Raw genomic sequence first — 11665 nt, forward strand, 5'->3', positions numbered from 1 at the left:
GCGTCTTCAGCCTCTGCCTCAGGCCTGCAGCTCGGCCAGGCGCCGCGCATTCGATGTGGCCGCTGCATGGATCGGCTTGAGCCCTTCGCGCGCGATGCCGGCCGCCGCGTCCGACAACTGGCTTGCCGCAGTCGCGGTGCGCGCCGTGGCCTGCACGAGCGCATCGCTGTGCGCCGCCGCCTGCGCCGGCGTGACGCTGCCCGCCAGCGAGAAGAACGCCGTGGTGCTCACCAGCCATTGCTGAAACGCACGGTGCGCCAGCGAAAGGTGGCTGCTGTTCCATTGCTTGACCATCGCCAGGCCCGATTCGCTCGCGGCCGCGAGCTTTTCCTGGCCCATGAGCTGGAACTCCGCGAGGTCGGCCGCGCTGGGCGTGAGCCCGGCCTTGGCGATGCGCTCGGTCCGCATGCGGATCACCGAGCCGGAGGAGAGCAGCATCTCGTGGGTCTTGACGGCCAAATCGACCCATTGCATCAATGGATCGGCAAGGCGGGCGGTGGAAGTAAGAGATGGCATGGGAGGCTGACGCGTAGAGGTGGTGAGCCACTATAGGCTTCGTGAGTTTCGATTGTTGCAGTGCAACAAAATCCATCTCTTTCAGTGAACAAGTCGTGCATTTCGGGGCAAAAGGTGCGCGCTGATCGCACGCCGCCGGTTCACAAAGTTACGAATGACCCGGTCGCAACCGCCTGGCCTGCATTTCCGTGACCAGATAGCCCAGCGTGGCCACGGCCAGCGGCAGCAGGTAGTAAAGCGCGCGATAGGCCAGCAGGGCGCCCAGCAGTTTCGTTTCCGGCACCTGGTGCGACAGCAGCGCCACGAACACGGCTTCGAGCACGCCGAGCCCCGCCGGCACATGCGTGATGACGCCAGCCACCGCCGCCACCAGCAGCACCGCGAGGACCTGCGGATAGTCGACCTGGCCTTGCAGCAGGAACCAGATCACGCCGCCCATCAGCGACCAGTTGGCGCACGACATCGCCAGTTGCAGCAGCGCCAGCGGAAGCCGGGGCGCGCTGAACTCATGGCCCCGCACGCGCCAGGCGCGTCCCTTTGAAAAAGCGCACAGCGCCACGTAGCCCACGGCCAGCAGCAGCAACACTGCACCCAGGATGCGCAGCCCTTCGTTGTCGATCTTCCAGTCGGGCGGCAGCGCCAGCGGCCAGAAGCAGAAGGCCGCGCCGGCCACGAGCAGGTAGCCGAGCCAGTTGGTCAGCATGCTGAAGCCCAGCACGCGCGTGATGGTGTCGTTCTCCAGCCCCAGGCGCGAATAGAGCCGGTAGCGAAACGCCACGCCGCCAACCAGCGAACCCAGGTTGAGGTTGAAGGCGTAGCTGATGAAGGTCACGCCCATCACCGTGCCAGTGCCCAGCTTGTGCTTCGTCACGTAGCGGCCCAGCAGGTCGTAGGTGCTGTACAGCGCAAAGCTGCAGGCGGCCAGCGCACCCGCAGCGAGCAAGGCGGATGCGGGCAGCGCGCGGATCGCGTCGAGCACTTCGTCCCATTCGATGGTGCGCGCCTGCTTCACGAGCAGCCATGCGATCAGCCCGAAGAAGCCCCACAGCGCCACGCGGCGGGCCCAGGGCCACCAGGACTGGCGGGTGAGGGCCATCGTGCTCATGGTGAATCAGGCGGTGCTCGCCTCAAGCCGCTTCCGTCTGCGTGGCACCGCCGGCCGGATCGCTCGTGCCGGTGTCGCGCCGGCTGGCAAGGTCGGTGGCCTCGGCGGGTGTCAGGCGCGGCACGTGGCGCGGCAACCGGCCCAGCAGCGCCGGATACCAGCGCAGGATGTGGAAGACGAAAAAACTGCGCACCAGCCGCCAGCCGCTCCACTCGCTCGCCAAGTCGGCCGTGTCGATCTGCTTGCAACTGTGCTGCATGAGATGGTCCATGCGCTCCCACAGCACCTGGTTGAAGGCCGCATCCCGCACGACCACATTGGCTTCGAGGTTCAGCGACAGGCTCAGCGGATCGAGGTTGCTTGACCCCACGGTGCTCCACCGGTCGTCCATCAGCGCGACCTTGCCGTGCAGCGGACGATCGCAGTACTCGTAGATGCGAACGCCGGCATGCAGCAGGTGGTGGTACAGCATGCTCGCTGCCGTCTTGACGATCGGCATGTCGGGCTCGCCCTGCAGGATCAGCCGCACATCGACACCGCGTCGTGCCGCGCGCCGCAGTTCCTTGATGAGCCGGTAGCCCGGAAAGAAATACGCATTGGCGATCACGATGCGTTCGCGCGCGGCGCGGATCGCCGCGCGGTAGTGGCGCTCGATGTCGTTGGTGTGGCGCCGGTTGTCGCGCGTGACGAACATCGCGTCGGCCTCGCCGGCGCGGCTGCCGGCCTCGCGTGGCACCTGCTTCAGGCGGCGGCGGAACCAGCCCGCGCCCTTGCCGCCGAGTGCGATGGCGCGCAGCACGAACTGGTGGATCTCCGCGACGATCGGCCCCGTCAGTTCGACCGCGTAGTCCTGCTTGGCCTTGGGCCCGAAGTCGAGCAGATGGTCGGCCGAATAGTTGATGCCGCCGACGAAGGCACGCTCGCCGTCGATCACCACGATCTTGCGGTGCATGCGGCGGAACACGTTGAGCCGCTGGCCCATGAAACGCTGGCCCGGATCGAACACCCGCACCTTCACGCCGGCCGAGGTCAGCCCTTCGATGAATTCGCGCGAGAGGTCGGGCGAGCCAAAGCCGTCGATCATCAGGTCGACCTTCGCGCCGCGTTCGGCGGCCGAGCGCAGGGCCGCGTGCAGTTGCAGGCCGACCTTGTCCTCGAACAGGATGAAGGTCTCGACGATCACTTCGCGCTGCGCCTGCCTGATGGCGTCGAACACGCGCGGAAAGAACTGCTCGCCGTTTTCCAGCAGTTCGATGCGATTGCCGGCGACCCAATGGTTGTCGTTGCTGTTGTCGTTGTTGCTGCTCATGGCGAGGTGTTCACAGGTCGATGTCCGCCACCAGCGGGGCGTGGTCCGAGAGATGCGACCACGGCCTGCGCGGCAGCACCACGGGCGCATGCACGCCCGCGTTGCGCACGTAGATGCGATCGAGCGGCAGCACCGGAAAGCGCGCCGGAAAGGTCTTGGCCGCACGCCCATTGGCATGCACGAACACCTCGCGCAGCCTGGCGCCTTGCGCCAGGATCTCGTGCGCGCGGCTGCGCCAGTCATTGAAGTCGCCGGCCACGATCAGCGGCGCATCCGCCGGCACCTCGTCGCGCACGATGTGGCACAGCAGTTCGAGTTGCTGCTGCCGGTGCGCCTCGGCCAGCCCGAGGTGCGCGCAGATCACATGCACATCGACGACGCGGCCCGGCAGGCGCAGCACGCAATGCAGCAGGCCGCGCTTTTCGGGGCCGCTCACCGACACGTCGTGGTTGCGGAAATGCACGATCGGAAATTTCGACAGCACCGCGTTGCCGTGGTGGCCCTTCGGATACACCGCGTTGCGCCCGTAGGCGAACTGCGGCCACATGGTGTCGGCCAGAAATTCGTAATGCGGCGCATCGGGCCAGTTGCTCACCTTGCGCGAGTGGCGCGAATGCGTGCCCAGCACTTCCTGCAGGAACACCACGTCGGCGCCCACCGTGCGCACCGCGTCGCGCAGCTCCGGCAGGATGAACTTGCGGTTCAGCGCGGTGAAGCCCTTGTGGGTGTTCACCGTCATCACCTTGAGCGAGGTCGGCGCCGGGGTCGCGGCAGCAGGAATGGGGGGAGAAGACATCGGTCTGCGGTTGTACGTTGCCTCGCCCGCTGCGCCTGTAGGAACGCGCCACCTTCTTCACCGGCTTTCACGCCTGGGCGGCCGGCTCCTACAGGCAGGCCTGCCGCACCCCCACACAGCGCGGATTTCGTGCCTCCTACGGTGGTTTCAGGGCCTGCAGAAAACAGCCCGCGGTTTCATCCATTGAATTCGAGGCAACCCAGAAGGAACACCCCATGAAGCAAGCCATTTTTCGCGCCACGGTCCTCGCTGCGCTGATGGGCACGGCAGGCATCGCCCTGGCCCAGGCCCCATCCGACCCAGCCTCCCGGGAGGCTGTAAAGGCCGAAGCCCGCGCGCAGAACCGCAACAACGACAACAGCATGGTGCCCAAGGGCGAGGCCACGACCACAGTCAATCACCAGCCGAACGCCATGCCGCAACCGACCGGCGAGCGCTCGCGTGCGGAAGTGAGCCAGGAGGCCCGCAAGGTCAAGCCGCAGTTCGGCCAGAAGGGCGAACGCCCGGAGGTTGCAACGAACCCGACCGACAAGACCGGCACGCCGAAGTAGCCAACTGGTCGACATGCGCCGGTGAACGAAAAAGCCCGCAGTGCTTTTGCGCTGCGGGCTTTTTTTCGATGGCGCCGTTGCCGGCGCCCTGGCGGCTGCGATCAGCCCTTGGCGGGAGCGGCGCCGCCACGCGGGCCACCGTGGCCGCGATGGCCGTGGTCACCGAAGTGGGCGGTTTCCGTGTCGAAGGTCTTCTGTTGGTCGGGCGTCAGCGCGGCGTAGAAGGTCTTCGTGGCGTCAGCGCGCTTGGCGAACCTGGCGCTGCGCTCGGCCTGGCGGGTTTGCATGCGTTCCAGGCGTTCCGGCGTGGTCAGCTTGGCGAACTCGGCGCGGTCCATGTGCGGACGCGGGCCGGCGGGCGGCTGGCTCGCGGCGGTGAAGGTGCTCCATGCGCCTTCCTGGGCCGATGTCAGCTTGAGCTTGTCCTTCAGCGCGGCCATGCGCTTGGCGCGGCGTTCCTGCATGCGCTCCATGCGCTGGGCCGGGTCCATGCGCTTGTGCTGCGCCTTGGGCGCGGCGGCGTTGTCGGCCTGGGCCACCGCGGCGGTGGGTGCGGTTGCGGCGGCCGGTGCCTGAGCGAAAGCGCCCGAAGAGGCGAGAGCGGCCGAACCCAACAGGCTGGCCCAGACGATGCGTTGGCGAAGAGAAATCATGAGAAGTGCTTCCTTTCGAAGAAGCCCGCCACCGATGGGCAGCAGGTGAGACGAAGTGTGGAAGCCCTCTGTATCGCCACCGTTAGCCGGAAGTGAGCTTGCGTAAAGAACGGTGAACCCGACTCTATCCACCCAGCTTTCCATTCTGGAAGTCATGAACCGCCTGCTTGATCTGCTCCTGCGTGTTCATCACGAAGGGGCCGTATTGCGCGATCGGCTCGTGCAGCGGCTTGCCCGCGATCAGCAATGCGCGCGCGGGGCTGTGGTTGGTGGCGCCGGCGCGCAGCATCACGCCGTCGCTGTCCGCTTCGTTGGCCAGGATGGCCATGCGGCGCGTCGGCACTTCGCTGCCGGCGATCCAGAGCGATTCGCGGAACACGTAGACCAGCACGTTGTGGTCATGCGGCAGCGGCTGCGCGAACTCGGCGCCCGGGGGCAGGGTGATGTCCAGGTACAGCGGCTCGGTGTGCTCGCGCCGCACCGCGCCCTCGATGCCGTGGCTCGCACCGGCGATCACGCGCACGTGCACGCCGCCGGCGGTGGTGTATTCGGGAATCTCTTCGCTCTGGATGTCGCGATACCAGGGCTCGCGCATCTTGTCCTTGGCGGGCAGGTTGAGCCACAACTGAAAGCCTTCCATCAGGCCTTCTTCCTGCTCGGGCAGTTCGCTGTGCACGAGGCCGCGGCCGGCGGTCATCCATTGCACGCCGCCGTTTTCGAGCAGCCCTTCATGGCCTTCGCTGTCGCGGTGGCGCATGCGGCCCGCGATCATGTAGGTGACCGTCTCGAAGCCCCGGTGCGGATGGTTCGGAAAGCCGCCGATGTAGTCGCCCGGGTTGTCGCTGCCGAAGGCATCGAGCATCAGGTAGGGGTCGAGCCGCTTTTGCAGCGGCTGCTGCAGCACGCGGGTGAGTTTGACGCCGTCGCCATCGCTGGTGGAAACACCGGCCACGATGTGGTCGATGCCGCGCGGCGTGGCCACGGGATCGGTGGGGTGGTTGCTGTGGTGGTTGGCGTTCGTCATGCGGCCATGGTGGCACTAACGCGGCCGCCGCGCCACCCATGGCCCCCGGGGCGATTCAGCCGCCGGCTATTTCGGCCACTGCTGGCGCTGCCAGTAGCGGTACTGCCACCGGGTCTCGAAACCGGCCCGCCGGTAGAGCGCCAGCGCCGGCGGGTTCGCTGCATCGACCTGCAGGAACACGCGCTCGAAGCCTTGCGACAGCGCGGCCTGCGCCAGCCCGGCCAGCACGCGCCCCGCCAGCCCACGGCCCCGGTGCGCCACATCGGTCCGCATGCCGTGCACGCTGGCCCATCCGTGCCCGAAAGCCATCGCGCCGGCGGCGAGGGTTTTGCCGCCTTCGCGCACGCTGGCGTAGAGCGAGCCCTTGGCGCGCGCCAGCATCCGCACGCGATGCGCGCCGTCCACCGGATCGAAACCTTCGCCCAGGAACAGCGCCGCCCAGGCGTCGTCGGGCTTGCGGTCCACATCGGCCAGCGCACCGCCGGCCGCAACCACCTGCCGCATGCGCTGCGCCGAGCCGACCTGCACGCAGGTCGGGTTGTCGTCGGCATAGTGCCGCCGCGCCAGCTCGCTGCGCAGCCCGTCGAAGCAGGTGGCATCGGCCAGCCGCAGCGCGGGCGCGACCTGGCGGCTGTCGTAGCGGTCTTCGATGCGGTCGAGCGTGCCGTGATCGACCGCGCCCCGGTGCAGCGGCACGGCCGATCGAGCGCGCTTGACGGTGCCGCCGTCGAAGGGCAGCAGCCAGCCGTCGAGTTCTTCGGTCACTTCGGGCGACACCGCCGCGATGGTGGCGCGCTCGATGGCTTCGATGTCGGCATCGGTCAAAAGAGTCGTGGTCATGGCGTGGCCTCCGGCGCCGTGAATCTGGCGGCGGCCACGCCCTTGAGCATGGCCTCGCGCTGGTTGCGGCTGATGCCGCGAATGCCTTCCGCCACCCACTTGATGCGGTCGGCGTCGATCTGTCCGTCGCGCCGCCACTGCTCGAGCACGGCCTGCGGCTTGTGCAGCATCGCGGCCAGCCAGACGGCCTGCGCCGGCTCCAGCGTGCGCGCGCTGCGCTTGAAGTAGCGGCGCGCCGCGGCCTCGGCGCCGCAGATGTTGCCGCCCCACGGTGCGTTGTCCAGGTAGAGCTGCAGGATGCGGGCCTTGCCCAGCGTCTGCTCCATCTCGACCGCGTAGAGCATTTCGCGCAGCTTGCGCTCGGCCGTGCGATCGCTGCCGGTCACGAGCAGCTTGGCGAGCTGCTGCGTCAGCGTGCTGCCGCCGCGCCGGACCTGGCCGGGCTTCTGGTTGTTGTCGATCGACGCGAGGATCTCGGTCAGGTCATAGCCGGTGTGGGTGAAGAAGCGCTGGTCTTCCGCCGCGATGACCGCGCGCGCCAGCCAGCTGTCGTTGGTCAGCTTGGCCGACGGGCCGCAACTGGTGCGCGCATTGAGCATGGCCTCGGTGCCCAGCCCTTCGACGGTGAACTGGCTGATGTTCGGCTGCACCGAGAACGTGGCCTCGGGCAGCACGAGCTGGCCGTGCAGCGCCAGCGTGCCGCCGATGCGCGCGCGCTGCAGCTCGGGCAGCGTGGGCACCAGCACCGCGTACCAGCCGGCGATGGGCGCGTCCTGGATGTTGGCGCTGAGCTGCAGGTTCTTCGGCGTGAGCTTGCCTTCCCAGTGGCCCTGCAGCCGGGTGGCGTCGTTGTTCTGCGGCGTGGCTTCGAGCGTGCCGCTCAGCGTGTTGCCGTCGCGCCGCACGGTGGCAATGAGCCGCTCGACCTTGATCGGCTGCGTACCGAGCGCGGACACCTCGGCGCTGCAGGGGGCGCAGGTCATCTCGAGCAGTTCGCTGGTTTCTTTCCAGCCGAAGCGCACGGTGCCGAAGCGGGTGTCCAGCGAATGGCCGTCCAGGCGCGGCGCGAACCAGGGCGAGGTGGCCAGGCGCAGCGCGGTGGGCACGCCGATCTCGAAATTCAGCGGACCGGCCTTCACCGTGGTGCTCCATTCGCCGGCGGCCGGCGCGAGCACCAGCTTGACTATCAAAAAGATAGCTACACACGCTGTAATAACCAGGGCCATGAGCCCGAAAAGCACAAATCTCAGGGTCTTCTTCACAGGCACGTTTCTCAGATCGGTCTCGCCACGGTGACAGCTTGCCACGGACCATGCGACTGGCCGCTGGCCGCTGCCCAGTACCAGGCTGAAGTGTCGGTGAAAGCCGTGCCCTGGGCATCGACGATGCGCTCGCAAACGCGGATCTTTTGCGCACCGTGCCGTTGCGCAACAAAACAGCGCCACAACCGTTCCTGCGCATCACGTTCCAGCCGCGCCTGTTCGATGCGGTAGCCCAGCGCGCGGTAGCAATCGAGCGCCGGATGCAGCATGCGCGTGGGCTGCTTCACCTCGCGCATCACCAGCGTCTGGGTGCCGTCGGTCATGCGGCCGATGGCGCCGGGGAAGCGGTCGGCAAAGCGCTGCTCGACTTCGCTCAGGGCCAGCGGGCGCAGCGGAACGCCGTCCCACTGGCTTGGCCATTCGTGCGAGATCGCCACCTCGTCGGACGCCGCCGGTGCGCGCAGGGCCGCAGCGGTCGACCACAGCATGCACAGCAGCATCGCCAGCGCAAAGGCCGTCTTGTGGCCGATGCGGTTAATGAAATGGTTCGCAAACCAGCGCTCAAAGAACGGTGTCGACATGGCGGCCTCCTTGCGTCGTGATCAGGCCCGCGATGGGATGTTCCAGCGGCTCGGGTGCGGGGCGCGCCGGCACCATCAGCCGGGCGATGGCGCCGCACACGGCCGCCAGCACCACCAGGCCCAGCGCGTTGTGCGCCCAGGCCGCCAGCGGATGGCCCGCGCCCTCGAAGGCGATCAGCACGCTGTTGCGCAGGATGTTCCCGCCCAGCACCAGCAGGCCGACCATCGGCAGCCGGCGAATGAAGCCGCGGTCGCTGCGGCGCGCCCACAGCGCGACGGCGCAGGCCGTGAAGTAGCCCAGCCACACCATCTGCACGCCCGAGCACGGCGCATCGACGATCACGAGGCGCCCATCGACCATCAGGCTGGCGCCTTCACGCGCCACGTCGAAGCCCGGTGCCAGCAGCCAGCGGCTGGCTTCGGCCGTCACCACGCGCAGCGGATAGCCCGCATAGAACTGCAGCGACGACAGCAAAGGCAGCGCCAGCACCGCAAGCCCCACCACCGGCAGCGCGGCCACGCGCCTCGGCAGGAACGCCATCAACCCGCAGGCTAGCGACAGCACGGCCACCAGCCCCGCAGCCAGCGGCGGCAGCGCCGGCACGACGCCGAGCCCCGTGCGCAGCAGCGTCGCGAGCACGCCGCCCGCACCCGCCAGCGCCAGCCAGCCCAGCCGCGGCGAAGCACGCAGCTCGCGCCGGCGATGCCACACCAGCGCCGCCAGTGCGACGAGCGCCAACAGCCCCATCGGATCGTCGGAGCCGTCGCGCATGCGCTGGACCATCCACACCCAGGTCGGCATGAGCGCGACGAACTGCAGCGCGAGCCAGCCGGCGGCCGGCGTGCGGTCGATGTGGATGCCCCAGTCCACGATGCGCGGATGACGGTGGGCGAGCGTTGCCAAGGACATTTTTCTTCTCTCTTCTTTTCGTTTCGTCTGCGCGTGTTCAGGAGGTGAAGCGGCGCGCGTCGTTGCGGCGGGCGCGGCGGCGCAACATGGCCAGCATCGACAGCACCACGGCAATGGCGCCCAGCGCTTCCGGCTCCGGCGTGCTCGGCACTTCGGCGCCCAGCGCCAGGTCGCTCACGCCTTGCGGCATCGGCAACGGCTGGTTCACGTCCACGCTGTTCTGCGGCGCCACGTTGCGCACCACCTTGTCGACCGCGATGAAGCTCGTGTACTGCGTGAGCAGGCTGTACTTCAGGCCCAGCTCGGTGATGCGTTCCTTGAAGGCGGCGCCGCCTTCCAGCGTTTCCTGGTCGCTCAGGCTTTCGATGCGGTGGCGGGCCCACAGGGTTCGCAGCGCGGCGGTGTCCTGGCGGGTGCGTTCGTCGATGCGCACTTCCTGGCGGTAGGGGCCGTTGGCGCTCTGGCCTTCGATGATCACGCGGCCTTTTGCTTCACCGCGCCACTTGCCGAACACGATCACCGGGCGTTCGCCCAGCACGTCGGGCAGGGCCTGCGGTTCCACGTCGTACACATCGAGGCCGCCGAAGGTGGCCTTCACGCTGGTGAGCACCGGCGACTCCACCATGCGGCGAAAACGCGCGGCCTGCTCGGGCGCCTGGATCGGGTCGGTGACGATGAAGGGCTCGCCCATGCCGGCGCGTGCAATGCCTTCCATCAGGCTGCGGTTGACCGAGGAGCCGATGCCGAAGGCGAACACATTGGCCTTCGACAGGTTGTTGCGCACCAGCTCGAAGGCTTCGCGCTCGACCGTCACGTAGCCGTCGGTCACCACGACCACGGTGCGCGACACGTTCTCTTCCTTGGGCTCGGCGTAGACACGCTTGAGCGCCGGAATCAGCTCGGTGCTGCCGCTGCCGCTGTAGTTCTTGATGGTTGCGAGTGCCTGTTCGATGTTGGCGCGCGTGGCCGGCACCGACCTGGGCGACAGCATCTTGTTGCTGCCCGAGAAGAGCAGCACGTTGAAGGTGTCGCTCGGGCGCAGGCCGCCGATCAGGCGCTCCAGCACGGTCTTGGCGGTGTCCAGCGGAAAGCCGTGCATCGAGCCCGAGATGTCGACCACGAAGATGTAGTCGCGCGGCGAAATCGCGCTGGCGGCCACGGCCTTCGGGGGCTCGACCATGGCCAGGAAGAAGTTCTCTGCGTTCTCGCCCTGGCCCTTGTAGAGCATCAGGCCCGATTCGATTTTTTCGCCGGCCAGGCGGTAGTCGAGCACGAAGTCGCGGTTGTCGGCAGGGCGGCCGTCTGCCGTGAGCACGATGTCGGCGTGCTGGTCTTCGTCGCTCTTCTTCACGTCGATGGCGTGCGTGGTCGAGCGGATTTCCTTCAGGCCCATCGGCGTGTCGATGGTGGCCTTGAGCTTGAAGCTGGTCGAGGGCGCGGTGCCGGCGGTCAACGTGGGTTGCGCCACCCATTTCGCCTGCGCGTTCGCAGACTGCGGGCTGTTGTAGCGCGGGCCGACCACGGTCGGGAACACGAATTCGTAGTTGCCCGACTGCGGCACCAGCAGTTCGGTGTAGCGCAGCTCCACCTTCACATCGTCGCCCGGCATGATGTTGGCGACGTTCATCTGGAACACGTTGGGCAGGTGCTGCTCCAGCAGCGCGGCGGTCTTGCCTTCCTTCTTCGCGGTGTCGTATTCGATCTGCGCCTGCTGCTTCTCGCGGATCTGCGCGGTGATGAGCCGGTCGGCCAGCCGCACGTTCAGGCCGCTCACGGCCGCCTTGGTCGATCCGGGAAACACGTACTTCGCCTCGATGGCGCGCTGGCCTTCGTTGCGATAGGTCTGCGTGACCGTCACGTCGGCGATCACGCCCGAAATCTTCACCGAGACCTCGGTGCCCTTGAGCGGCAGGCGATCGACCGACGGGTCGTCGCTCTTGACGAAGAAGTACGGGCTCTCGGTCTTCATGCGCGGGCCGGCGGGCGCTTCCTGCGCATGCAGCGGGCGCACGCCCAGTGCGACGAAGCCCGCGGTCGCCAGGCTCACGGTGGCGAGCCAGAGCCAGCGGCCGGGGCGTGGGGTGGTGTGGGCATCCATGGCGGGGGTCCTTGTCCGTG

Annotated in this window: 12 protein-coding genes; 1 reads left to right on the top strand and 11 read right to left on the bottom strand. The window is 67.8% G+C overall.

Going from position 1 to position 11665, the window contains the following annotated elements; all coding sequences use genetic code 11:
- Nucleotides 1-18: 18 nt before the first annotated feature.
- The 4 genes from ACSFB7_RS15830 to ACSFB7_RS15845 form a co-directional block, all read right to left on the bottom strand.
- A complete protein-coding gene (locus ACSFB7_RS15830) occupies nt 19-516 on the bottom strand; it encodes a polyhydroxyalkanoate granule-associated phasin (protein ID WP_435471646.1) in 498 nt (165 codons plus the stop codon).
- A gap of 148 nt (nt 517-664) precedes the next feature.
- Nucleotides 665-1621, bottom strand: coding sequence for a lysylphosphatidylglycerol synthase domain-containing protein (locus ACSFB7_RS15835; protein ID WP_435471647.1), 957 nt, complete (start codon nt 1619-1621; stop codon nt 665-667).
- Nucleotides 1622-1643: 22 nt separating this feature from the next.
- On the bottom strand, nt 1644-2930 hold the full coding sequence (clsB, locus tag ACSFB7_RS15840; protein WP_435471649.1) for a cardiolipin synthase ClsB: 1287 nt from the start codon (nt 2928-2930) through the stop codon (nt 1644-1646).
- Nucleotides 2931-2940: 10 nt separating this feature from the next.
- Complete coding sequence (locus ACSFB7_RS15845; RefSeq protein ID WP_435471651.1) at nt 2941-3726, bottom strand: endonuclease/exonuclease/phosphatase family protein; 786 nt, start codon at nt 3724-3726, stop codon at nt 2941-2943.
- A gap of 215 nt (nt 3727-3941) precedes the next feature.
- On the opposite strand from ACSFB7_RS15845, the gene ACSFB7_RS15850 reads away from it, so the two are divergent.
- Nucleotides 3942-4277: a serine/threonine protein kinase gene (locus ACSFB7_RS15850; RefSeq protein ID WP_435471653.1), complete on the top strand. Its 336-nt coding sequence runs from the start codon at nt 3942-3944 to the stop codon at nt 4275-4277.
- A gap of 101 nt (nt 4278-4378) precedes the next feature.
- On the opposite strand, the gene ACSFB7_RS15855 is transcribed toward ACSFB7_RS15850, so the two are convergent.
- The 7 genes from ACSFB7_RS15855 to ACSFB7_RS15885 all read right to left on the bottom strand — a co-directional run bounded on the left by ACSFB7_RS15855 (nt 4379) and on the right by ACSFB7_RS15885 (nt 11645).
- Nucleotides 4379-4930, bottom strand: coding sequence for a Spy/CpxP family protein refolding chaperone (locus tag ACSFB7_RS15855; protein WP_435471655.1), 552 nt, complete (start codon nt 4928-4930; stop codon nt 4379-4381).
- A gap of 124 nt (nt 4931-5054) precedes the next feature.
- Nucleotides 5055-5954 carry a pirin family protein gene (locus ACSFB7_RS15860; protein ID WP_435471657.1) on the bottom strand — a complete coding sequence of 300 codons (900 nt, stop codon included), beginning with the start codon at nt 5952-5954 and terminating at the stop codon, nt 5055-5057.
- A 66-nt stretch (nt 5955-6020) separates the two neighbouring features.
- Nucleotides 6021-6794, bottom strand: coding sequence for a GNAT family N-acetyltransferase (locus ACSFB7_RS15865; RefSeq protein WP_435471659.1), 774 nt, complete (start codon nt 6792-6794; stop codon nt 6021-6023).
- Nucleotides 6791-7984, bottom strand: coding sequence for a biosynthetic peptidoglycan transglycosylase (locus tag ACSFB7_RS15870; RefSeq protein WP_435471661.1), 1194 nt, complete (start codon nt 7982-7984; stop codon nt 6791-6793). Before ACSFB7_RS15870 ends, ACSFB7_RS15865 begins: the two co-directional genes overlap by 4 nt.
- 83 nt (nt 7985-8067) lie before the next feature.
- A complete protein-coding gene (locus tag ACSFB7_RS15875; protein WP_435471663.1) occupies nt 8068-8637 on the bottom strand; it encodes a hypothetical protein in 570 nt (189 codons plus the stop codon).
- The gene (xrtQ, locus tag ACSFB7_RS15880) at nt 8618-9547 is read right to left on the bottom strand and encodes an exosortase Q (RefSeq protein WP_435471665.1); all 930 of its coding nucleotides are present in this window, start codon (nt 9545-9547) and stop codon (nt 8618-8620) included. The genes ACSFB7_RS15875 and xrtQ overlap by 20 nt, the downstream gene beginning before the upstream one ends.
- A 37-nt stretch (nt 9548-9584) precedes the next feature.
- On the bottom strand, nt 9585-11645 hold the full coding sequence (locus ACSFB7_RS15885; RefSeq protein ID WP_435471667.1) for a VIT and vWA domain-containing protein: 2061 nt from the start codon (nt 11643-11645) through the stop codon (nt 9585-9587).
- Nucleotides 11646-11665 lie beyond the last annotated feature (20 nt).

Origin of the sequence: Variovorax raffinosi, from assembly GCF_051216615.1 — a bacterium.
GTDB lineage: Bacteria > Pseudomonadota > Gammaproteobacteria > Burkholderiales > Burkholderiaceae_C > Variovorax.